The sequence below is a fragment of the Psychrobacter sp. DM8 genome, assembly GCF_051307025.1.
In the GTDB taxonomy this organism is placed as follows: domain Bacteria; phylum Pseudomonadota; class Gammaproteobacteria; order Pseudomonadales; family Moraxellaceae; genus Psychrobacter.
In genome coordinates this window covers 165490-187766 of the sequence record NZ_CP195538.1, presented here as the reverse complement: position 1 = coordinate 187766, position 22277 = coordinate 165490, and the positions used below count along the sequence as shown (strand labels likewise).

The following is a 22277-nucleotide window of genomic DNA, read 5'->3' as shown; positions in this document are numbered from 1 at the left end:
TGCCAAGAGTATGAGTGTTTAGCTGTCGACAATATCTGCAAAACGGGCGTCAATCGTCTCAGCCAACTGCTGAGGAGGTAGCTCAATTTCAAGGCCGCGGCGACCTGCGCTTACGTAAATGCTTGCCTGATCAGTAGCGGCGTTATCAATAATAGTGGCTAGGCGCTTTTTTTGTCCCAAGGGGCTAACGCCGCCGAGCACGTAGCCTGTACTACGCGCCACTTGTTTGGGGTCTGCTAGTTGTACTTTTTTGCAGGACAAACCGTGATCGATAGATAAAGCTTTGGCCATTTTTTTAAAGTTTAAGGTGTTATCTACGGGCAGTACAGCAACGGCAAGCACGCCTGTGTCACTCGCTACTACCAAGGTTTTGTAGACTTGAGCGCTTGCTACGCCAAGCTTATAGGCGGCCTCGAGTCCATAAGACGCTGCATTGCTGTCATGAGTATATTCATGCAATTGATAATCAAGATGCTGTTTTTTGGCAGTATTGATAGCTGGAGTCATAAGCGCTAACCATGCAAGTGAGAGTATCCATGTTGACGTCAGTATTTTGCTATTTGTATCTTAAATGATTGAGCGACACTGAAGATAGTGAAGGGGTACCTTAAATAGTCAAGATCGACGCTGGTAAGATTATATTAACAGTGAATACAGACAGGATATATCGTTTTATAGCATTTTATGGCATCATGCCTGTATTACATTTTACAACTTTTGATACCTTATTATGATACCTAAGTTTATAAAAAAACGCCTGTTTAAAGCCCCTATTAAGGACAACTCAGCGCAGTTGATAGACAAGCCTCAAGGCAATACGCCCATCAGTCAGCTGTATCGCAAGTTGTCTGGGCAAGCGCTAGATGTCGCAGTCAAACCTAAACTGTTAGGCGAGGTCCCACAATTTGATGAGGGCGACCAAACGCTGACCTTTTATGTGCTACAAGACTATTCACGCTCTAATAGCTTACTTATTGATCTACAAACCCAGGAGCACGGTCTACCGCCAGCCTTGATTGAAGTCGACGACAATACACATAATGTCTATGAGAACGCGGGTATCATTTTTTTGCATCATCCTAAGGCTAAAGATGATGAGCTCTCACCGCGTTTGGCACGACTGATTGCCGCTGTTTTGCAGTATCCAGATCTAAACATTCGGCTCATACCTGTCTCCATACTGTGGGGACGCGCGCCTGATAAAGAAGACTCGCTGTTTAAGCTACTCATGACCGACAACTGGGAAGACCCGGGTATTACCAAGCAGTTATTCAATATCGGGGTAATGGGCCGTGATACTTTTGTACAGTTTCATGCGCCGCAGGACCTACGTCAAGCTATCTATAAGCGCCTGCCTGATGATTTAATAGCCGATGAGCTGATGGAGGATATATCGGAATCAGTAGCAGTCGATATTGCTGATTTAACAGCAGCAGATATTGTAAGTCCTTTTGAATCTAGTATCTCTGACACTAATACTTCTAGTATAGGTAAAGTAGATAGTGATGCTGCGCCGCACGCACTTATCACAGCCAGTGATGGTCACCGTGAGCTGGTACGCTCATTACAGCAGCAGCTTAATATTTATCTCGATAAACAGCGCGCCAGCATGCTTGGTCCTGACTTATCAGACAGACGCAATCTAGTCGATAAGCTTATCTACTCCCCTGCTATCAAACACGCGATAGAGGTTGAAGCAGCGGCGAGCGGCGTGAGTGATAAAGAGGCGCGAGCGACGGCCAAAGGTTATGCCAATGAGATGGTCAACGACTACTCCTATCAAGTGATTCGTATCTTTGATAAGTTTTTGACTTGGCTATGGACGCAGCTCTATGACGGCGTTGAGGTGCATCATTTTGAGCGCGTGCGCGCGCTGGCAACCGATCATGAGATCATCTACGTGCCTTGTCATCGCAGCCATGTCGACTATCTATTGCTCTCTTACGTCATCTACAAGCGCGGCCTGAGCATCCCTTATGTCGCTGCTGGTGACAACTTGGACGTTCCTGTATTGGGGCCGCTACTGCGCGGCGCTGTGGCTTTTTACATTCGCCGCAGCTTTCGTGGTAATGCGTTATATACCGCCGTTTTGCGCGAATATATGCATACGCTTATCACGCGTAATACGCCTATTGAATACTTCGTCGAAGGTGGGCGTTCGCGTTCAGGGCGCTTACTACCGCCTAAGATGGGCATGCTCGCCATGACCATTCATAGTCAGCTGCGCCATACCAATAAACCTGTGGTGTTTATTCCAACCTACATCGGTTACGAGCGCATTATGGAAGGCGTTACCTACATTGGTGAGCTTAAGGGTAAGCCTAAAGAGTCCGAGTCGCTCATAGGTCTGCTCAAAGTCGGCCGTAAGATCGAGCGAATCTTTGGGTCAGTACATCTGAGCTTTGGAACGCCGCTACACATCGAGGACTTTATGCAAAAGTTCGATGTGCCCGCCAATAGCTTGCCCGCCGATCGTACCGATACACCGCTTGATGATAATACGAGTGCAATGGTCGATAATATCGGTATCAAGATCATGCAGCACATCAATAAAGCGGCGGTCGTTAACCCAGTATCGCTACTCTCCTTAGTATTGCTATCAGCTCCAAAGGCGGCTTTGGATGAAGATATCTGCCGCGAGCAAATCGCGCTTTATCACAATATCGCCAGTCATATGCCCTACTCTGACGATACTATCGTCACCGACATGAACCCGCAGCAGATTATCGATTATGGTATCAAGCTCAAACTCATTGAACGTATACCGCACATTTTGGGTGATATCATTCAAGTTGCAGGCAAGCAAGCGGCACTACTGAGCTACTTTCGCAATAACATCTTGCATGTCTTTATCTTGATGTCATTTTTAGCGGCACTCGTTGCCCGTAATGGTCGTATCGAACGCAGCCGTCTTGATAACATCGTCGAGCAGTTATATCCGTTCTTACAAAGTGAGCTGTTCTTGTACTACCCAGCGCATGGTCTTGCGGACACGCTCAATAAAAAGATCGATAATATGATCGCGCATGGTCTTATCGTTGAGCTTAGCGATGGTATGCTAAGCACTCCTGAAGCCAATAGCAGCAGCTATCAGCAGCTACAAGTGCTCGCAACGCCTGTTGAGCAAAGCCTTGAGCGTTATTTTATGACGCTGGCCCTACTTGCGCAGCAAGGCTCTGGCAATCTAACTGAGGATGAAGTGGTCGATCTGTGTCACCTGCTCGGTCAGCGCTTATCAGTACTCTATGCTGATGATATTCCTGACTTCTTTGACCGCGCGCTGTTTACTAGTTTTGTCACCGCGCTCATACGTCTCGATTACCTCAAAAAAGATGCTGAAACAGGCGTGCTAAGCTTTGATCAGCGTATCAATGATATCGCGCAATATGCCAAGTATGTGCTCAGTACTGATATCATGCAGACCTTGCAGCAAGTGGCAAGCCTCGATGAAGAAGAGATATCCCACGCCATTACCGAGATTAGTAATAAAAAACAGCGTAAGTTTGGGCGTAAGCGTTAATCCGTACGAATTACTCTATAGTTTTAATTTCTTTATAGTTTAATACAAAAAAAGACCTCTAATCATTAGAGGTCTTTTTTATCGGAATAAGTCAAATAATTGGCTTAGGTACTAATCTTCTTATACTTCATGCGCTTAGGCGTTGCATCGTCACCCATGGTCTTTTTACGATACGCTTCAAACTCAGTATAGTTACCATCGAACCATACAGGGCCTTCCTCTTCAAAGGCTAAGATATGAGTCGCGATACGGTCAAGGAACCAGCGATCATGCGAGACGACCATGACTGTACCTGGGAATACTTGAATCGCGTCCTCAAGCGCACGCAAGGTTTCGATATCCAAATCGTTTGAGGGTTCATCAAGGAGCAATACGTTTGCGCCTTGCTTTAGCGTCTTCGCTAGTTGCAAGCGGTTACGCTCACCACCTGATAATTGACCGACGTGCTTTTGCTGGTCTGAGCCTTTAAAGTTAAAGCGGCCAATATAAGCGCGGCTTGGCGTCGTATAGTCACCAACGGTAATGATATCTAGGCCGTCAGACACTTCTTCCCAAACCGTCTTGCTATCGTCTAGGTTATCACGTACCTGACCGACGTAAGCGACCTTGACGCTCTCACCCAAATCGACTGATCCTGTATCTGGCGTATCGCGTTCAGTAATCATGTTAAACAAGGTGGTTTTACCCGCCCCATTTGGACCGATAATACCAACGATAGCGCCCGCTGGTACGTTAAAACTCAAGTCTTTGTACAGCAAACGATCGCCAAATGATTTAGAGATATCGTTGACTTCGATGACCTTGTTGCCAAGGCGTGGACCTGGCGGGATATAAATCTCCGAGGTCTCATTACGCTTTTGAAATTCCGTTGAATTTAACTCTTCAAAACGCTGTACACGAGATTTGGACTTCGTCTGTTGACCTTTTTGATTCTTACGGATCCACTCAAGCTCTTTTTTCAGCGCTTTAGCGAAGGATTCTTCTTGCTTATTTTGCTGCTCTAGGCGCGTGTTCTTCTGCTCTAGCCACTCCGTATAGTTGCCTTCGTACGGATAGCCATGGCCACGATCTAGCTCCAAGATCCACTGCGCGACGTTATCTAAGAAATAACGGTCATGGGTAATAGCCACGATAGTACCGCTGTAGTTCTGTAAGAACTGCTCAAGCCAAGCGACAGATTCGGCGTCCAAATGGTTAGTTGGTTCGTCAAGTAATAGCATATCAGGACGTGATAGTAGCAAACGGCATAGTGCTACGCGGCGTTTTTCACCACCAGATAGTTTGCTGACATCAGCATCCCATGGCGGCAGGCGCAAAGCATCAGCAGCTTTTTCTAATTGAGTGTTTAGGTTGTGGGCATCCCACGCTTGAATGATGTCCTCCATCTTGCCTTGTTCCTCAGCAAGCTTATCAAAGTCTGCATCAGGTTCGGCATATTCAGCATAGATAGCGTCCAGACGAGCTAGCGCATCTAACGCTTCACGCATGCCGTCTTCGACATTACCACGGACGTCTTTACTATCATCAAGCTGTGGTTCCTGCGGTAAGTAACCGATTTTGGTGCCCGTTTGCGCGCGTGCTTCGCCGCTAAATTCGGTATCTACGCCTGCCATGATACGTAGTAAGGTTGATTTACCCGAACCATTGATACCGAGTACCCCGATTTTGGCACCTGGGAAAAATGATAAATTAATATTTTTTAGAATCTCGCGCTTAGGCGGAACAAGTTTTGACACGTTGTTCATCGTGTAGATATATTGAGCCATTGATACTCCGATGGACTACCTAGAGAGAGCAATTGGGCGCGCATAACGCTTATCATGCGAGTAGCAACTGCTTTGGAATAAGATATAAATTGTCTGCCATTATCGCATTGTCCTCTAGCCCCTGCAAGCTGAGAGCTTGTTTTCTGGCAGGTTCAGTCGTTTTTGCAGGCTATCGTCTTTTTTTTGCACAAAAGCAGTCATTAAAACTCGGGCTTTACAATAATAATGATAGCTAAGCGTAAGCGCTGATAGATTTCTGTTTTATAAGTCCTACAAAATTTTGCATCAAACTTACTATAGAATTAATCAATAAAGTCTATTATGTTAATATAACTTAATAAATTAGTGCTGCTGTTTAAACTATGATTAGCCTAATAATGATAGCTTTGAGGTAGTAGATGTCGGCAGTGACGCTAAGTTAAAGGGGCTCTATTTATGTCAACTGGCTACCATCCTGAGCTTATTCAGCGTGCTTTTATAGACTTTGTTGGTACTCGCGTGCATCCCTTTTGGTCTTTGATGTCGCCTAAACTACGCTTATTAGCCAAGCATAGGCTAGGCGATAATCTAGTCGCGCTTCAATTTGAGACCAATTATGCATTTCGTCAGCAATCGGGAAATAACTGGGATGGTGGGCAGCATCTTAGTCTTATTGTACCGATTGACGGTGTTCGTCATCAGCGCCAGTACTCGATAGTTGGACTCCCGCAGCAGCCGTTATGGTGGCATAGCAAAAAGGCGCATACACTAACTATAGCGATAAAGGCTCAAGGTTTAATCTCTCAACATTTAACGCAGCAAGCAGCGCTTGGTGATGTATTTGAGTGCAGCACTCCAAGCGGTAGTTTTATACTGCCATCTGCTCTAGATGACTCTGCGCCCATGTTATGTATCGCCAGTGGTAGCGGTATTACGCCGATGTTAGGACTGATAACTCAAGCCTTAAAGAATGGGCGGACGGTTACGCTATTGCATTACAATCGTACGCCTATATTGACGTCTTTTTGGTCAGTATTGGCATCGACTTATCCTGCGTTTCGTTATCATTTGATAATCACTAAAGATTCTAGTACTTATCTTGCCAGTAGTCGTCATCTAAATACTCACAGCTTGTTATCACTAGGACTGCCACTTGAGCAAACGCAAGTATATGCCTGCGGCGCGCAAGAACTGTTATCAAGTTTATACCAAGCAGCAAGCGAGATTGATTTAGACGACGTATCACTGCGTGATAATATCACTGTAGAGCGCTTTGGTAGTAGTGATTTTGGATATAGTAAAGAGCAAAGCGCGGCTGATATCGTAGAGCGAACCATATCTCTACGCGCGCGCCAGCGACAGTTCACAAGTGATACTACTTTACTTGCTGGTGCTGAAAAGGCAGGTATACGTCTGCCCTATGGTTGTCGTCAAGGTATCTGTCATTTATGCCGCTGCCAAAAAATCAGTGGTCAGGTCAAAAATATTCAGACAGGCTCAATTAGTAGTGATGGTTTTGAGTCCATTCAGACTTGTATTACAGTGCCTTTAACAGACGTCGTGCTCGACGTTTAACTCAGTAACTGAGGAGTTTTTATGCGTTTATTATCGCCTATGTTTAGTGCTCAATCTGCGCTGCCTACTGCGTCTTTTTCGCCCGTTGATGACAAGCTATGGCCGCAAAAGCCCTACCCTACCTTGAGCGCTGCGCCGCTATCAAAAGCGCAAACCAAAGCTATGGCTGATGAATTAGACGCTTTATACAAAGAGGTGATGGCTTCTCTTGGCTTGGAGGATGCTCGCTATATTCAGCGTATTTATAGCGCGGTCGTTTATAGCGAAACTCTAGCACGCGCTGTGCTTAGCATTGCCGCTATTCCCGCTTCACGCCGTAAGCAATTGGGTCTCTGGCTACTAGGCACCTCCCTGCTCAGCTTTAGCAAGATACTCAACAATATGGAGCTTGGGCACAATGTCATGCATGGTCAATATGACTGGATGGGGCACCCGCATCTAAACAGTCAAAAATTTGATTGGGACATTGTTTGTCCCGCCCCGCTCTGGCAGCATTCGCACAATTATTTGCACCATACCTTTACCAATATTGTTGGTCGTGATCATGATGTCGGCTATCATCTGATTCGAGTGACCGACGAGCAGTCTTGGACGCCAAGCGATCGCAACAACTTGTTGAGTACAGCGATACTAGCACTAGGGTTTGAGTGGGCGGTAGCGTTTCACGATATTCAAATCAGTGTTGATGAATACGCCAATGACGCGCGCTTGGTCGATATTATGACGCCTAAGTCTCAGGCATTATTTAGCAAAATAAAGCGGCAAGTAGGCAAAGATTATGTGGCATTTCCTGCGCTTTCAGGGCTGGTATTTGGTACACGCAGTGCTATGATGACCGTTAGCGGTAACGTGACTGCTAACCTTGTACGTAACGTCTGGACTTGGGCGGTGATATTTTGTGGTCACTTTACCGAGCAGGCTCATATTTATACCCATCTTGACGACCATGAAAGCCGCGGCGACTGGTACACCAGACAGATACTAGGCTCAAGTAACCTTACAGGTCGCAAGTGGTTTCATATCTTGACCGGTCATTTATCGCATCAGATTGAGCACCATATCTACCCTGACATGCCAGCCAATCGCTATACGCGCATCGCCCCGCAAGTACAAGAGATATGCAAAAAATACGGCTTACCATACAATACTGGCAGCTTCGGTCAGCAGCTCAAACAGGTGATTAAGCGTATTCATCATTTTAGCAAGCCAAGCGCTGCTGAGTGGCAATCATACTTAACAATGCAAGCTGTAGAGAATAAAGAGGTCACCAAGGCTGTGACAACCGCGCGTGGTCTGAGTAAATATTTGCCACCAGTCATGCGTAATGCTTTATTCTATGCTTAATCAGCTTTATATTAAAATAAGTCATTTAGTAAACGGAGAGAGATATGAATAATAATGAATCACTAGATATATCCCACAACCAAGATGCCAAGCGTTTTGAGACCTCTATCGACAATAAGACAGGTTACATCAGCTACCAAGAACGCGGCGACACGCTCGTCTACGATCATACTATTGTGCCTGCAGCTCTAGGCGGGCGCGGTGTGGGCTCAGCACTGGTCAAGCACGCTTTAAACTATGCGCGTGACAACGACAAAAAAGTCGTGCCGCAGTGCTCGTTTGTTGCCTCATATATCAGCAAGCACCCTGAGTACAAAGATTTAGTTTAAGTATAAAAGCTTATTCTAATATGTACTCAACGGATTTCGCTCCTGTTGTATCTATTCTTATAAATTTTAACTTTTTTATCACTATCATAAGGACAGCATCATGAGTAGTTTATCTGATAAACAAGTGGATATGCAGCTTGAGGATCTAGCAGGCTGGCAGCGTGATGGCAGCAGTATCGTCAAGACCTATCACTTTAATGATTTTATCGAAGCTATGAGTTTTATGAATCAAGCAGCTTTTTATGCTGAGGCGCTCGAGCATCATCCCGAGTGGCGCAACGTTTATAACATCGTCGAAGTACGTTTGACGACGAATGATACTGGCGGTATTACCAGTCATGATATTCGCCTAGCTAAGCGCATGGAATATATTATTCAGCCTAAAAGACTATAATCTGTACTTACAAACTCTTTAAGATTATGAGTCCTTGTTTGCTTAAACCAAAAAACCGTCTCCTTAGAAGACGGTTTTTTGATTATAAAGAATAAGTTTTTTGCAGATCTACATCTTGCGGCTAACAAAGGCCACAATGAATAAGATAACAGCTACAGCTAATAGTACGTAAGCAATATTGGCAGATAAGCCTGCAACGCCGCCAAATCCAAGTAAACTTGCGATAAGTGCGACAATGGCAAAAATGATAGCCCAACGAAACATAAAATTCTCCTTTAATTGTTAATGTAGGTAGCTTTGGTTATAAGTAGCTTTAATTAATTGTTTTTAATACTATTCTTAAGAATCAAATAGTACTAAATCACCTCTAAAAGTATCGTTTGATTTGGTAATTAAACATTGAATTATGTAACTTTTGTAAGTTTAAAAGTATCGATGTAGTAGATACTTAAGTACGACCGTTTTATGTGTCTATATATAAATAGCATCTAGTATGCCTACCTATATTGACGTAAAATCCATTTAACACCAAAATCGGCCAATGAGAGCTCTGCAACAAGAACCTTAATAAACCAGCTCTTGTAACTATATTTAATAATTATAAGTAATTATCTGCTCAACATCTCACAGCTCAAATTTTTTAAGGCTCAAACATTACTTTTTTAATCACTCTATCTTCTTTAATCACACTATAAGGATACTATTATGTCTACCTCAAATCAGATAAACACTGACACGCGCGAATATGCCGTTGTCTTGTACGGTTCTACTAGCTTTGTCGGTCAAATTACGGCGCATTACTTATCAGAGTTTTTGTCTGAGAATAATGACGCAAAAGCGACTTGGGCGATTGCAGGGCGCGATGAAGACAAACTCAAAAAACTACAGTCTGAAATCAGTGGCTCTGACTCTACGCAAAAAGTCGACATTATCATTGCCAATAGTAACGATGACGCCAGCTTAGATAAGATGACCAAACAAACACAGGTCATTATCTCAACCGTCGGTCCTTACCTAAAGTACGGTGAGCCTTTGATCAAATCTTGCAGCGCTAATGGTACTGATTATGTTGATCTGACGGGCGAAGCTATCTTTATTAAGGACATGATGGATAAGTATGAGGACGCCGCCAAACAAAGTGGCGCTCGTATCGTCAACTCGTGCGGCTTTGACTCTATTCCCTCAGATTTGGGCGTGTACTTTACTCAGCAGCAAGCTCAAGATAAGTTCGATGATGTTTGTAGTATCATTCACATGCGCGTAAAAGCAGCTAAAGGCGGTCTCTCTGGTGGTACGATTGCCTCAATGGCGACTATATTTGAAGAAGTCGGCGAAGACAAATCACGCCGCAAGCAAGTGACGAATCCTTATCTACTCAATACTGATGATGATGCGCCAAATACTCGTCAGTACAATGTCAGCAAACCTGAATATGATGATAAGCACAAGCGCTGGCTAGCTCCTTTTGTGATGGCAAGTATCAATACGCGTATCGTACATCGCAGCAATCAGTTATCAGATTATGAGTATGGTCGTGACTTTAAGTACGACGAAGCCATGTGGATGAAAGATGGTATCAAAGGTCAGATGACCAGCTACGCATTAAGTGCAGGTCTTATGGGTTTTGCCGCCTCTATGATGTTTAAGCCCAGCCGTGAATTACTCTCAAAGCATGTCCTACCTAAGTCAGGTAGCGGTCCTTCAAAGTCTGAACAAGACAACGGTTATTTTGATATTCGCTTCTTTGGCGAAACGGCTAAAAATGAGCATATCAGTACCAAAGTTACAGGGGACAAAGACCCAGGCTATGGCAGCACCTCACGTATGCTGGCACAATCGGCGCTATGCTTGGCACAAGATATCTCAAAAGAGAGCGTTGAAGGCGGCTTTTGGACGCCAGCTTCTGCTATGGGCGAGCATTTAATCAAGCGCCTAGAGGAACACTCTGGTTTAAGCTTTGAAGTTGTTGATAGCTAATATTGATACTTTTTTTAGCGCCTATTTTGTTTTAACGCCAAAAATTTAAAGACACAATCAACCGCATCTTATTGTTAAGGTGCGGTTTTTTTATCGGTTGATGACACAAGTATGAGTTTTAGGTAACTGACATTGCCGTATTGCGCGTTTTCACTACATTACGCTACATAATCTTAGCCTATTGTCACAGCGTACTGGCAATCATTTGGGTAGTATAAATTTTGTTAAGCACAACTTATTTATCTATATCTTAATCAGCGCTTGTAAAGTACAGCGTTTATCCAAGCTCTATAGATAGATATTTCACATAAAAAAGGTATATGCAGCTTTTGCTGTGGAACATCACAAAGCTACTAAATAATACATAACCTATTAAGAGGATAAAATTATGAAATTGAATATATTAACTGCAGCGGTACTCACGTCAGGTTTGGCTATGGCAGCCACAGGCGCTAATGCTGGTATGACTACTGATCGTAACGGTAATGTCGGCTATGATACTTATGATGAATGCGTCATGGCGGTAAAAGACGGCTCTGCTAAGTTCTATACTCCTTATACTTACCAAAACCCGATGCGCCGCACAGGTGAAGTCAGCGTAGCTAAGATGAGCCTATCTGAGGTTATGATCCCCCAAAGCGTAGTCAACAATAATAATTTACGTACCAGCGACTATGAAGCAGGTGCTTGTGATATGGGTGTTGGTCAGTCTAATGGTCGCTACGGTGTTTCAGGTGCGCTAGTAGGTAAATATGTTCCTTTTGCCTCTGACATGCCAGTTAACGTCTATATGGATAGAAATGGCAATCCTGTACGTGTCACCATGCAGCAGTGTGATAACCATTTCGGTAGCAACTTCCCAACTCCTGTTATCAGTGAAGTCAAAGCGCCAGAAGCACAGCTTGCAATCCAAGAAGAGCGTAGTATGGAAGCAGTCGTTATCGAGACCAAGCGTACTATTCGTCCAACGCAGTATCAAGTCAGCGAAGTCATCATAGCGCCTAGTGATCAGGTTCAACGCGTGAATACAGCAGCAGGTACAAGAGTTGCTGTAGAGACAGCAGATGGTCGTACGGTATATGTTGGTCAAGAAGCAGATGCTCAAGCCATCAGAAACACTGATATCAATCAGACTTATCCTGTGATTCGTGTGCCAGACAATAACATGCAAAACAACATGCAGCAGCGCATCATCGATCCAAACACAGGTAGAACTATCATAGTTGAGTAATACTTTAACGCTAGCGATATTATAGTTATAATCTGCAACGTGACATCAACACTTTTGAGTGATAAGCAGGTTTTGGACATATATCTTGCACGTTATAACAACTTAGATTGACTCTGTGAGAGTATTAATCTCTTTACTACTGAAATACCAGCCATCGAGCTGGTATTTTTGCGTCTAAGACATTATCAATGGACATCAAATTTTTATAATGTTTTATTTTACCTGACATAAACGTTGTAGCAATGATGACTCAGTTGTTGTCTTTATAGGTCTTTTGCTTTTAGGGCGTAAGACCTATAGCTCAATTAGCATAATAGGAAATCATGCTAGTTTACTTAAAAGTCTAAACTCATTTTGGACTTGTCTTAGATTTGCAACTCAAGGAATACCCTAATGCAAAACCGTACTTTATCTCTACTTTTCGGCACTACTCTCATGATGCCTATCTTTGCCTTCGCTGCTACTGATAGTAGTGTGACACCCGCTGATATACGTACCACTGCTGTAGACAATACTTTGCAAGCTCAAATTGAAGGTCCTGATGGGGAGCTACTAGCCACTCAGCCCAGTGAAATCGAAGTCGATACAAACCCTGCGCAATTAGATCCGAAAATGATGGAAGATTCAAGCATGATGGAAGATCCAAACATGATGCCAAACTCTGTAACGCCATTAGAGTCAGAGCAAAGAATTGAGGGTGCAGATAGTACAACGACAGTTCCTGTAACTCTACAAGAAACTCGTCGTATCATAACCCAGTAATGTTAGACCACTGGAGTACTTAGACATATGGTGTCGTCCTAAGATAAGTCGTTTATCGTATCCTTACTTTAGAACGGCGCACATGAAAAAAGGCAGCCAGTGGCTGCCTTTTCTGTGTGTTAAATAAAGATTGAGCAGTTACTTCTTGCCCTTGGTGACCCCTGCTTCTTTAAGCAGCGCGCCAAGTGTACCCATTTTGACCGGCGTATCTGCCTTAGGCTTTTGCGCCTGCTGACGATTACTCGCGCCGCCTTTATTGTTGTCACCTCTACTCTTGTCACCTTGGCGCGGTGCGCCAGAGCGTTTGTCTGCTGGTGGACGCTTGCTGCGCGCACGGCTCGGCTTATCGTCACTACTAGTAGAGTCCGTACGGCTCGTAGCTGGTTTAGCTGGCGCGCGCGCAGGTTTGTCGTTTTCAGGTTTCATGCTAAAGCCAATACGGCCACGTTTTTCGTCGATAGAGATGACTCGAACTGAGATAATATCACCAGGTTTGACACGGTTCATAGGGTCTGCGACAAAGTCATTAGCCATCTGAGAGATATGTACCAGACCGTCTTGATGTACACCAACATCGACAAAACAACCAAAGGCGGTAACATTGGTTACAACGCCTTCTAAAGTCATGCCCTCAGTAAGGTCTTTGATACTATTGATATCATCACGGAAATTAGCCGTTTTGAACTCAGGACGCGGGTCACGAGCAGGTTTTGCCAGCTCGTCCAAAATAGCTTTGACACTGATGTTGTCATCATTAGCCAAAGCTGTAGTATCGATAGTACCCAGCACACTATCGTTACCGATAATCTCGCTTAGAGACTTGTCCGTTTGCGCAAGTATGCTATCAACCAGCTCATAGCTCTCTGGATGAACACCTGTGGCATCAAGTGGATTGCTACCCTCGTGAATACGCAAAAACCCTGCAGCTTGCTCAAAGGTTTTGACCCCTAAACGGGGCACATCTTTGAGCGCGTCCCGAGTAGCAAATGCGCCATGCTCACGTCTATAAGTGACGATTTGCTGCGCGACGTTTTTATTCAAACCAGCAATATGTGCCAAGATAGCAGGGCTTGCTGTATTGACATCAACACCGACGGCATTCACGCTGTCTTGCGTGACTTTGTCTAAGCTATCAGCCAATTGGTTTTGGTTGACATCATGCTGGTATTGACCGACGCCAATGGCTTTTGGATCGACTTTGACCAGCTCTGATAAAGGATCTTGCAGGCGGCGCGCGATGGAGACTGCTCCGCGTACGGATACATCTAGATTGGCAAGCTCATCACTAGCAAGCTCGCTTGCAGAATAGACAGAGGCGCCTGATTCATTAACGATGACCGCTTTTGCTTTAAGAGCAGTATTGGCAGCCAAGATCTCTTTAATCATCGCATCGGTTTCGCGACTTGCCGTGCCATTACCGATAGCCACTAGATCAACGTTATAAGTACTTAACAGCTCATCAATGACAGTTTTGGCTTCATCCATTTTATTATCAGGCGCAAAAGGATAAACGGTTGCGATAACTGGCTTGTCATCAGCCATTATGACATGACCTTGTGCATCGATAACCGCCATTTTGACGCCATGGCGAATACCAGGATCAACGCCTAAGATGACTTTGCGTCCAGCAGGCGCTGACATCAGTAGATGCTGCAAGTTACTGGCAAACACATCAATAGCATCCGCCTCAGCACTTAAGCGTTTTTCGGTCAACAAGCGATGCTCGATATGCGGACGCCACTTATCTTTCCAAAGACTAGTTGCCGCCTCAACCAAAAACTCGCGGCGTGCGTCTGGCGCTTTAGCCTTAATATCAAAATGACTCACGATTTTATCGATAAAGGGCGTATCTTCGCCTTCAATTTTTAGACCTAAGACATTTTCTTGGCGACCGCGTAACATGGCAAGCAGGCGATGATTGGGCAAGCGTGCAAGGCTTTCACTATGCTCAAAGTAGTCTTTGAACTTCTCACCCACTTCGCGTTTTTCTTCGCTAGCCACCGATGAGACGATGCTCGCTGTTTTAGCAAAGCCACTACGTAAACTATCGAGTAGATCAAGCGCCTGCGTCCATTCATCAACGATAATAGCTTGTACGCCTGCTAACTGCTTGTCGGTATCCGCAAAATCTACCTCAATCTCATTACCATTATCATCGGTGATGACTGATGGCGCTTGATAGTCAGCTAATGCCTCTATTGGTGCAACCTCTTGCGTTAATACCGATTGCGCAGCTTTATCTAATCCTGCTGCGCGAGCTTTGGCGGCAGGTGAGCGCCGGCGCGGACGATAAGGCAGATAGATGTCTTCAAGTTCAAGCTTGGATGTCGCGTTATCGATACGCGCTTGCAACTCGTCATTTAGATTGCCTTGGGTACTTAGCAATTCGATAATCTTGAGGCGGCGCGTTGCCATGTCACGCTCATAATTGAGCGACTTTTCTAGTGCTCGAAGCTGCGCATCATCGAGATTTTGGGTTTTCTCTTTACGGTAGCGCGCTATAAACGGCACCGTCGCCCCTGCATCAAAGAGTTCGACAAACGCATTGACTTGAGCCGTCTTAATGCCAAGCGCGCGAGCAAGTTTGTCGTGGATATTCGCGTGTGTGGTTGCATCCAAACCCTGCGTATTTGCTGGGGCTTGCGATGACGTTAAGGTATCAGTGCTACTCATAGACGTATCAATCGTTGATAAATGGTGTTTGGCATTATAGCAAAAGCTGCATGAATAAAAATCCTTTTTATACTATCCTTAATTATCATGGTTTTTGTAGCCATAATGAAGCAAAAGATGTCACTATCTGCCTTGTTAAACAAACGCATACAGCATTTGTGCGGATGGATGATGCATTTAGTGATGCAATCTTATACACTGATGGTAGATAGCTAAATAATGAGTCATTGCACAAAAATCGTGACTGATATTCTTAAAATTTAAATAGCAACAAGATTACAAGTAAAAGCGATAGCAGATTTTGCCTATAATAAAGCCTATAAAAGGATACGATAAATGACGGATAACACTCATGCAGATACGCTCACTCAGCGCATATTGGTCGTTGATGACGACGCGCGTTTACGCTCTTTACTACAGCGCTTTTTGGAAGACGACGGTTTTGTAGTGCGTACCGCGCACGACGCCAATCAGATGGACAAGCTCATGCAGCGCGAGCTGTTCTCTTTAGTGGTACTAGATCTTATGCTACCTGGCGAAGATGGTATCAGTATCTGCAAACGTCTGCGTGAAGACAACGGTGATATTCCTATCATTATGCTGACCGCAAAGGGCGGTGACGCTGATCGTATTGCAGGTTTAGAAGCGGGCGCTGATGATTATTTACCCAAACCTTTTAATCCAAAAGAGCTGCTCGCTCGTATTAAAGCCGTACTACGTCGCCAAAATCGTGAGCTGCCTGGCGCGCCCAGCTATCAGTTAGAGGTGGTTGAGTTTGGTCCGTGGACGCTTGATTTATCCACGCGTACGCTAAAACGCGATGGCAATGTGGTGACCTTAACCACGGGCGAGTTTTCAGTATTGAAGGCACTAGTACAGCATCCCCGTGAGCCGCTGACTCGTGATAAGCTCATGAACCTAGCACGTGGACGCGAATGGGGCGCTATGGAGCGCTCAATTGACGTACAAGTGTCACGATTGCGCCGCTTGATCGAGGATAATCCGTCGCAAGCGCGTTATATTCAGACCGTTTGGGGCGTAGGCTACGTCTTTGTGCCTGATGAAGCGGAACCTGAAGACAATGAGTCCTAAAGACAATGAGTCCTAAAGACAATGAGTCCTAAAGACAATGAGTCCTAAAGACAATGAGTCCTAAAAACGATGCTTCTTAAAGACAATGTATAGTGACGCGTAATAAAGCGCTCAGGAGTAGCGGTGTTAGAAAGTAAAACCAGTTCAAAGTCTAAAGACTCAAAGGATGACACTAGCGTAAGCGCTCAGAGTACAGAGCAAAGCGGCGCTAGTCACTCCTCTCATTCTGACACTAGCTTGACTACAGTCCTACATAAGATTGAACCTGACAAAAACACTGATAAAGTTAGTATTGGCGACGTCATGTCAGCGCTTAGTGAAAAAGGATTTGGACCTTTACTGTTTGCGCCTGCTTTGATTGCTATTATGCCTACAGGTGGCATACCAGGAGTACCGACAGTTTGCGGAGTCATTATTGCTTTAATTAGTATACAGATGCTATTTGGCAAACAACGCCCGTGGCTGCCCAAATTTATCGATAAGGTGAGTTTTGAGCAGGACAAGCTACATAAAGGCGTCGCTATCGCCGAAAAAGCGACGAAGCGGATTGATAAGATTGTTAAACCAAGATTGACAGTATTGAGCTCTGATAAGGCAAAAAAACTAGCAGCAGCAGTATGTGTTTTTGCTGCCCTAGCTATGATCCCATTAGAGGTTGTACCCTTTGCTGTTATGATACCCGCTGCCGCTATCATATTGTTTGCTATTGGACTAATCACCGAAGATGGCTACGTCTTTTTGGCAGCTTTACTTTTGAGTATAGTGACCGCCTACTTTTTGGTGACTCAGGTACTTATGGGATAAAAGGGTTTGTAAAACAAACAGGTAAGTACGTTAAATGTATTAGCGCAACTGACTGTCTTTACTACCACGTCGATTAAATAGCTCAGACGCTTTTGCTACTTGCTCAAGTTCCGTCTGGCAACTCACGCAGTGCTGTACGCCAGGCAAAGCATGACGCCGCGCCTCGGGAATAGGATTACCGCACTCATCGCAGTACTCACTACTCTCACCCTTAGGTATCGCACTTCTAGCGCGATCTACAGCATCGTTAACAGTTGCATCCATTTGCTCATGCTCTGCGCCATCTCTTGACCAGCCACCTGCCATAATTCACCTTTATCAGTAGTACTGAGCTTTTAATTTTAGAATAAAAGTCTTTAATAACAGATAGATGGGGTTAGAATGCGCTTATTTCAATACAAACGTTTATTATGATTTACTTTTGATTAAGAGTTATATTTAAATTCTATCTCTTTATAAAGTATGTTTGTATTGCTTTTTATCTATCGCTGCCATCCTTCCGTTTTCATAATCTTTTGCGCCTTTCTTGTCAGCAAAAAATTGAGAAAATCTTGTGTTTGAGAGTCAGCTTTTGGCGATATCACAATGTTCAAATCACGCCAAATGATACGATCTTTATCTATGTAAACCATATCCATATCTTCAGAATTATGAATCGGCCAGTTGGGCCAAGTAATCCAAGCATCTGCCTTCTGCTCTTTAAAGGCTTTAAAACTAGCTCCAGATCCTAATGAATAGGCTACAATGTTATTTCGAAAACGAGCAACATCATCTAAGCTTCCCTTACGCCCTGCAACATCTTCCCACACTCCAGTGCCTGACGTGTTATACGTTCCCTTGCCTTCAGTCACAACTATCTTAATACCTTTAGCTAACAAATCATCAAAGCTGCGTATGTTTTTAGGGTTTCCTTTTTGTACCGCGATGATTGCTGGTCGAATATAAATGGGTTCGACCTTGTCATGATCAAATGTTTCATATGTTTCAAGGAATGCGGTCATTGACTGCTCAGAGGTTCCCCAAAGAGCGTCAGCATCTGCTTGAGCACTGGCGGACCATTTACTTTCAGGTCCTGCTATGAGTTCTACCTTAGTACCACCTTGTTTCTCCCAAACATCGGCAACTTTTCTCAAAGCTGTGTGTGGCCCACCAGCTCCATAAATTTTAATAATCCCATCTTTAGGATTGTGCTCTATAGAAGGATCAAAAAGTCCAGTTTGCGCGAAAGCTGAAGTGCAGCTTAGCAAAACACATGTACTAAGAATAATAGTTTTCATTGTTTTCTCCTTGAGTTAATTCTTAAATCGCTTGCAATGCGACGACTTGACCGCGTACTCCGATACTCTCATCACTCATCAGACAGATATACCCTGCCATGATCTCCTCAGGCGTCTTGAGTGTCATCGGGTTCTCACCCGGATACGCATGAGCACGCATATTAGTACGTGTACCGCCCGGATTGATACAGTTAAAGCGTAAACTGGTGGTGTTTTGCGTCTCTTGGGTAAATATATCACTCATACCTTCCACCGCTTGTTTTGAGAGTGCATAAGCACCCCAAAATGCGCGCGGATGAGTTCCTACCGTACTGGATGTAAACACAATCGAACCATTATCAGTATCTTTAACCAACGGTAGTAACGCTTGCGTGAGCATAAAGGTCGCTGTAGCATTGATATGCATAACCTTAGCAAAGGTGTCGACATCATACATCTCAAGCGGTGTTAGATCGCCGAGTATACTTGCGTTGTGCAAAACACCGTCCAACTGACCAAACTCGTTTTCGATTAACAATGCCAGATTGCGCATCTCATTGTAATCAGCCTTTTCTAGATCCATTGGCAATATAGCAGGCTGCTTACCACCTGCGCCCTCGATCTCGTCGTATACCGTCTCAAGCTTGCTGTTGGTACGACCAAGTAGCAATACCGTCGCACCGTAACGCGCGTAAGTCAACGCGGCGACACGGCCAATGCCAGAACCTGCGCCCGTCACCAATATACGTTTGCCTGCCAAGCAGTCCTCTTGCGCATTGAAGTTTCGAATATCATCATGGTTTAACGAAGGCGTAGTTTTATTTTGGGTTGCTGACTGGGTGCTCTTATCGGTCATGCTTATACTCACAGCTGGTTAAATAAAGAATAAAATTTTAAATATACTCAAACGTACCTGACGCCAATAGCAACTTGCTTAGCTGCTCAGGCGTGTTGACAATATAATCTGCGCCCCACTTTTTCAAAGTCTTTTGGTTCTCAGGCGGAATATAGCCATAGCCTGCCAAAATAGTTGGCATGCCAGCGGCGTTACCTGAATCGATATCGCGTATATGATCGCCGACATACAGTACGCAGCCAGCTGCGCCGCGCGGTATAGCAAGTTTCTCTAACGCCATGTACATAGGTTCAGGATCAGGTTTAGAGCGAGCGACATCTTCGGGACAAACTAAGGCGGCGCAGCGCTGATCCAAATCCATTTTTTGTAGTAGCTGCTCTGCTAGGTAGCGCGGTTTATTAGTGACAATGCCCCAAGGAACGCCTTTTTGCTCTAAAGTTGTGAGTACAGATTCAAGTCCATCAAACACCTGACTATCGACGCAAATGTCCGCTTCATAATCATCCAAAAACTGCTGACGAAAGGCTAGTAACTCCTCTTCTGTGACTTGATCTTGATTATTATGGCGTAGCATCAGCTTGACCATAGCAGAAGCGCCTGCCGAGACTTGCTCACGAATTTGCGCTTCAGGCGGCGCTTGCCAGTTATTCTGTTGACTCATTTTACCGATAATACGCACAAAATCAGCGGCTGTATCTATCAAGGTGCCATCAAGATCAAATAAAACTGCTTTTATAAATTTGCTCATAATCACACACTCTTATTATATAAAGTTGATAAAACAGGATGAACTGTAGATGTAATAACCTCTGGTACTAGTCGTTAAACCATCGGTTTTTGTACTGCCATCATATAGTTCACATCGACGTTTTGTGCCAACCAATAACGTTTGGTCAGAGGATTATAATGCAAACCTATAATGTCTTGACGAGTAAATCCAGCATTAATTGCCATCTTATCAAGCTCGCTTGGAGTGATAAATTTGGCATAGTCGTGAGTACCGCGATCAAGCAGACGCAGCACGTATTCTGCGCCAATAATAGCAAACAGATAGGATTTAGGATTACGGTTAATGGTAGATAAAACGCAAACCCCGCCTGGCGCCAATAGCTCAAAGCAGGCGGTAACAATAGAGCTTGGATCTGGTACGTGCTCGAGCATCTCCATACAAGTCACCACATCGAACTGCCCAGCGTGCGTTTTTGCCAGCTCCTCTACAGGGATATTTTGATACCGCAGAGTACTCTCAAGGCCGCTTTGCTTGGCATGTACCGCCGCTGCTTTGAGGTTTTCATCGCCCAAATCGATACCCGTCACGTCAGCGCCGCGACGCGCCATAGATTCAGACAAAATACCGCCGCCGCAGCCGACGTCTAATACAGTTTTGCCAGCCAGACCTGTATCAGATGTTTTATCAGTATCATCGCTTATAAAGCCACTCTTGACATTGTCCTCTATCCAGTTCAGACGTAGCGGGTTAATCTCATGCAAAGTTGCAAAGGCGCCTGTGTTACTCCACCACTCGCCGGCTAAGTTGTTAAACTTTTCAACTTCGCTAGGATCTACATTGATTGTGTTTGTATTAGTCGTTGTTTGATTATTAGTAGCGGCATGCGGCGCTGAGCTCATAGGATTTTCCTTAGATATATGTATTGTCATAAATTTTATAACCTAATATTATCATGAGTGCGTCTATTTAGGTCGATACATACGTGGGCTATTATAAGCGGTATTGTTAACTTGAGAACATGACGAGTTTGCTTTTTGTCGACTCTTTTAAAGCGCTATCAATATCGACAATATTTTTTTTATGGTACTAAGTAAGAGTAGCTAAATAATAGCTCACAGCTTTACAACGGTTAGTTAAGAATACGGTTCACAAAAGGCTGCGTTTTGAGCTATTATAGCTTACGTTATTGCATGTGGTGCTAAGCGACCATCGCTTAACACTATGTCTCTCACTTTACAAAGTATTTAAGACTTTATCCCTTAAGGAAAACGTATGAAACGTGTCATGACACTGACTGGTTTGGCGATGGCTATTGGGTTTGCCTCTATGGGCGCGCAGGCAGCTGATTATGTAGCAGGCAAGGATTACCGAGTACTTGATAATCCAGAAAATATTAGCGGTGATGCAATCATCGTCCGTGAGTTTTTTTGGTATGGTTGTCCGCACTGTAATGTGCTTAATCCGCACATGGAAAAATGGGCAAAAACTAAAGATAAAGATGTGGCTTTTTTTAAGACGCCAGCGGCGCTAAATCCTGTTTGGGAAGCTAGCGCACGCGGATTTTATGCTGCGCAGTTACTTGGATTTGAGAACAAAACCCACGACGCGTTGTTTGATGCCGTTCATAAAGACGGTAAAAAGCTGTTTGATCAGGCCTCCCTTGCCAACTGGTATGCTTCAAAAGGCGTCGATAAAAAGAAATTTAATAGTCTTTATAACTCGTTTGCCGTCGGCACCAAAATTGGTCGCTCACAAGCAGGCGCTAAGCGCTATCAATTATCAGGCGTGCCAGCGGTAGTGGTCCAAGGTAAATATGTCGTGACTGGTGAAGGCGCTAAAGCGCCTAAAGTCGTTGATTATCTCGTTGATAAAGTACGTGCTGAGAAAAAATAGTTTTTAGTCTTGTTTAGATTTAAATGCAAAAAGCCAATCCTTAAAGATTGGCTTTTTCGTTGTGAATTTAGTGTTTTGTGAATTTAGTGCTTACCG

The 22277-nt window shown here is 44.3% G+C and carries 20 protein-coding genes; 11 read left to right on the top strand and 9 right to left on the bottom strand.

The annotated features are described in order from the left end of the window. Positions 1 to 18: 18 nt before the first annotated feature. Complete coding sequence (gene ybaK / locus ACR64J_RS00845; protein WP_435950062.1) at positions 19 to 507, bottom strand: Cys-tRNA(Pro) deacylase; 489 nt, start codon at positions 505 to 507, stop codon at positions 19 to 21. A 223-nt stretch (positions 508 to 730) separates the two neighbouring features. On the opposite strand from ybaK, the gene plsB reads away from it, so the two are divergent. After that, positions 731 to 3520, top strand: a complete 2790-nt coding sequence (gene plsB / locus ACR64J_RS00840) for a glycerol-3-phosphate 1-O-acyltransferase PlsB (RefSeq protein WP_435950061.1) — start codon at positions 731 to 733, stop codon at positions 3518 to 3520. Positions 3521 to 3624: 104 nt separating this feature from the next. Here the strand turns inward: plsB and ettA are convergent, their stop codons facing one another. Then, complete coding sequence (gene ettA, locus ACR64J_RS00835) at positions 3625 to 5286, bottom strand: energy-dependent translational throttle protein EttA (RefSeq protein WP_317199620.1); 1662 nt, start codon at positions 5284 to 5286, stop codon at positions 3625 to 3627. Between the two features lie 435 nt (positions 5287 to 5721). On the opposite strand from ettA, the gene ACR64J_RS00830 reads away from it, so the two are divergent. The 4 genes from ACR64J_RS00830 to ACR64J_RS00815 all read left to right on the top strand — a co-directional run bounded on the left by ACR64J_RS00830 (position 5722) and on the right by ACR64J_RS00815 (position 8907). Continuing rightward, positions 5722 to 6840, top strand: coding sequence for a flavin reductase family protein (locus tag ACR64J_RS00830; protein ID WP_435950060.1), 1119 nt, complete (start codon positions 5722 to 5724; stop codon positions 6838 to 6840). A 21-nt stretch (positions 6841 to 6861) separates the two neighbouring features. After that, complete coding sequence (locus tag ACR64J_RS00825) at positions 6862 to 8184, top strand: fatty acid desaturase family protein (RefSeq protein WP_435950059.1); 1323 nt, start codon at positions 6862 to 6864, stop codon at positions 8182 to 8184. A gap of 44 nt (positions 8185 to 8228) precedes the next feature. Beyond that, complete coding sequence (locus ACR64J_RS00820) at positions 8229 to 8513, top strand: GNAT family N-acetyltransferase (RefSeq protein WP_435950058.1); 285 nt, start codon at positions 8229 to 8231, stop codon at positions 8511 to 8513. A 100-nt stretch (positions 8514 to 8613) separates the two neighbouring features. Then, positions 8614 to 8907 (top strand): 4a-hydroxytetrahydrobiopterin dehydratase, encoded by a 294-nt coding sequence (locus ACR64J_RS00815; protein ID WP_317199624.1) that lies wholly within the window; start codon positions 8614 to 8616, stop codon positions 8905 to 8907. Between the two features lie 108 nt (positions 8908 to 9015). Here the strand turns inward: ACR64J_RS00815 and ACR64J_RS00810 are convergent, their stop codons facing one another. Further along, a complete protein-coding gene (locus tag ACR64J_RS00810) occupies positions 9016 to 9171 on the bottom strand; it encodes a DUF1328 domain-containing protein (protein WP_317199625.1) in 156 nt (51 codons plus the stop codon). Between the two features lie 441 nt (positions 9172 to 9612). Here ACR64J_RS00810 and ACR64J_RS00805 point away from each other — a divergent pair, with 441 nt between their 5' ends. The 3 genes from ACR64J_RS00805 to ACR64J_RS00795 all read left to right on the top strand — a co-directional run bounded on the left by ACR64J_RS00805 (position 9613) and on the right by ACR64J_RS00795 (position 12877). Beyond that, positions 9613 to 10884: a saccharopine dehydrogenase family protein gene (locus ACR64J_RS00805; RefSeq protein WP_435950057.1), complete on the top strand. Its 1272-nt coding sequence runs from the start codon at positions 9613 to 9615 to the stop codon at positions 10882 to 10884. 388 nt (positions 10885 to 11272) lie between these two features. Continuing rightward, on the top strand, positions 11273 to 12115 hold the full coding sequence (locus tag ACR64J_RS00800) for a hypothetical protein (protein WP_435950056.1): 843 nt from the start codon (positions 11273 to 11275) through the stop codon (positions 12113 to 12115). Between the two features lie 393 nt (positions 12116 to 12508). Continuing rightward, positions 12509 to 12877 (top strand): hypothetical protein, encoded by a 369-nt coding sequence (locus ACR64J_RS00795; RefSeq protein ID WP_435950055.1) that lies wholly within the window; start codon positions 12509 to 12511, stop codon positions 12875 to 12877. A 138-nt stretch (positions 12878 to 13015) separates the two neighbouring features. On the opposite strand, the gene ACR64J_RS00790 is transcribed toward ACR64J_RS00795, so the two are convergent. Beyond that, a complete protein-coding gene (locus ACR64J_RS00790; protein WP_435950054.1) occupies positions 13016 to 15550 on the bottom strand; it encodes a Tex family protein in 2535 nt (844 codons plus the stop codon). 336 nt (positions 15551 to 15886) lie between these two features. On the opposite strand from ACR64J_RS00790, the gene ompR reads away from it, so the two are divergent. Together ompR and ACR64J_RS00780 are read left to right on the top strand one after the other, a co-directional pair. Then, positions 15887 to 16642 (top strand): osmolarity response regulator transcription factor OmpR, encoded by a 756-nt coding sequence (gene ompR / locus ACR64J_RS00785; RefSeq protein WP_317199630.1) that lies wholly within the window; start codon positions 15887 to 15889, stop codon positions 16640 to 16642. A 123-nt stretch (positions 16643 to 16765) separates the two neighbouring features. Beyond that, positions 16766 to 17446 (top strand): exopolysaccharide biosynthesis protein, encoded by a 681-nt coding sequence (locus ACR64J_RS00780; RefSeq protein ID WP_435950053.1) that lies wholly within the window; start codon positions 16766 to 16768, stop codon positions 17444 to 17446. A 39-nt stretch (positions 17447 to 17485) separates the two neighbouring features. On the opposite strand, the gene ACR64J_RS00775 is transcribed toward ACR64J_RS00780, so the two are convergent. From ACR64J_RS00775 to ubiG, 5 genes are all read right to left on the bottom strand, one after another. After that, positions 17486 to 17752: a DksA/TraR family C4-type zinc finger protein gene (locus tag ACR64J_RS00775; protein ID WP_435950052.1), complete on the bottom strand. Its 267-nt coding sequence runs from the start codon at positions 17750 to 17752 to the stop codon at positions 17486 to 17488. Positions 17753 to 17928: 176 nt separating this feature from the next. Then, on the bottom strand, positions 17929 to 18723 hold the full coding sequence (locus tag ACR64J_RS00770; protein ID WP_435950051.1) for a substrate-binding domain-containing protein: 795 nt from the start codon (positions 18721 to 18723) through the stop codon (positions 17929 to 17931). 22 nt (positions 18724 to 18745) lie between these two features. Beyond that, a complete protein-coding gene (locus tag ACR64J_RS00765) occupies positions 18746 to 19558 on the bottom strand; it encodes a YciK family oxidoreductase (RefSeq protein WP_435950050.1) in 813 nt (270 codons plus the stop codon). Positions 19559 to 19595: 37 nt separating this feature from the next. Beyond that, positions 19596 to 20306 (bottom strand): HAD family hydrolase, encoded by a 711-nt coding sequence (locus ACR64J_RS00760; protein ID WP_435950049.1) that lies wholly within the window; start codon positions 20304 to 20306, stop codon positions 19596 to 19598. A gap of 74 nt (positions 20307 to 20380) precedes the next feature. Then, positions 20381 to 21187, bottom strand: a complete 807-nt coding sequence (gene ubiG, locus ACR64J_RS00755) for a bifunctional 2-polyprenyl-6-hydroxyphenol methylase/3-demethylubiquinol 3-O-methyltransferase UbiG (RefSeq protein WP_317199635.1) — start codon at positions 21185 to 21187, stop codon at positions 20381 to 20383. Between the two features lie 373 nt (positions 21188 to 21560). Here ubiG and ACR64J_RS00750 point away from each other — a divergent pair, with 373 nt between their 5' ends. Continuing rightward, a complete protein-coding gene (locus ACR64J_RS00750) occupies positions 21561 to 22181 on the top strand; it encodes a thiol:disulfide interchange protein DsbA/DsbL (protein WP_435950048.1) in 621 nt (206 codons plus the stop codon). The last annotated feature ends 96 nt before the right edge of the window (positions 22182 to 22277 follow it).

Coding starts and splice junctions, on each gene's coding strand:
- ybaK (WP_435950062.1), bottom strand. CDS start 507: ATGACTCCAGCTATCAATACTGCCAAAAAACAGCATCTTGATTATCAA.
- plsB (WP_435950061.1), top strand. CDS start 731: ATGATACCTAAGTTTATAAAAAAACGCCTGTTTAAAGCCCCTATTAAG.
- ettA (WP_317199620.1), bottom strand. CDS start 5,286: ATGGCTCAATATATCTACACGATGAACAACGTGTCAAAACTTGTTCCG.
- ACR64J_RS00830 (WP_435950060.1), top strand. CDS start 5,722: ATGTCAACTGGCTACCATCCTGAGCTTATTCAGCGTGCTTTTATAGAC.
- ACR64J_RS00825 (WP_435950059.1), top strand. CDS start 6,862: ATGCGTTTATTATCGCCTATGTTTAGTGCTCAATCTGCGCTGCCTACT.
- ACR64J_RS00820 (WP_435950058.1), top strand. CDS start 8,229: ATGAATAATAATGAATCACTAGATATATCCCACAACCAAGATGCCAAG.
- ACR64J_RS00815 (WP_317199624.1), top strand. CDS start 8,614: ATGAGTAGTTTATCTGATAAACAAGTGGATATGCAGCTTGAGGATCTA.
- ACR64J_RS00810 (WP_317199625.1), bottom strand. CDS start 9,171: ATGTTTCGTTGGGCTATCATTTTTGCCATTGTCGCACTTATCGCAAGT.
- ACR64J_RS00805 (WP_435950057.1), top strand. CDS start 9,613: ATGTCTACCTCAAATCAGATAAACACTGACACGCGCGAATATGCCGTT.
- ACR64J_RS00800 (WP_435950056.1), top strand. CDS start 11,273: ATGAAATTGAATATATTAACTGCAGCGGTACTCACGTCAGGTTTGGCT.
- ACR64J_RS00795 (WP_435950055.1), top strand. CDS start 12,509: ATGCAAAACCGTACTTTATCTCTACTTTTCGGCACTACTCTCATGATG.
- ACR64J_RS00790 (WP_435950054.1), bottom strand. CDS start 15,550: ATGAGTAGCACTGATACCTTAACGTCATCGCAAGCCCCAGCAAATACG.
- ompR (WP_317199630.1), top strand. CDS start 15,887: ATGACGGATAACACTCATGCAGATACGCTCACTCAGCGCATATTGGTC.
- ACR64J_RS00775 (WP_435950052.1), bottom strand. CDS start 17,752: ATGGCAGGTGGCTGGTCAAGAGATGGCGCAGAGCATGAGCAAATGGAT.
- ACR64J_RS00770 (WP_435950051.1), bottom strand. CDS start 18,723: ATGAAAACTATTATTCTTAGTACATGTGTTTTGCTAAGCTGCACTTCA.
- ACR64J_RS00765 (WP_435950050.1), bottom strand. CDS start 19,558: ATGACCGATAAGAGCACCCAGTCAGCAACCCAAAATAAAACTACGCCT.
- ACR64J_RS00760 (WP_435950049.1), bottom strand. CDS start 20,306: ATGAGCAAATTTATAAAAGCAGTTTTATTTGATCTTGATGGCACCTTG.
- ubiG (WP_317199635.1), bottom strand. CDS start 21,187: ATGAGCTCAGCGCCGCATGCCGCTACTAATAATCAAACAACGACTAAT.
- ACR64J_RS00750 (WP_435950048.1), top strand. CDS start 21,561: ATGAAACGTGTCATGACACTGACTGGTTTGGCGATGGCTATTGGGTTT.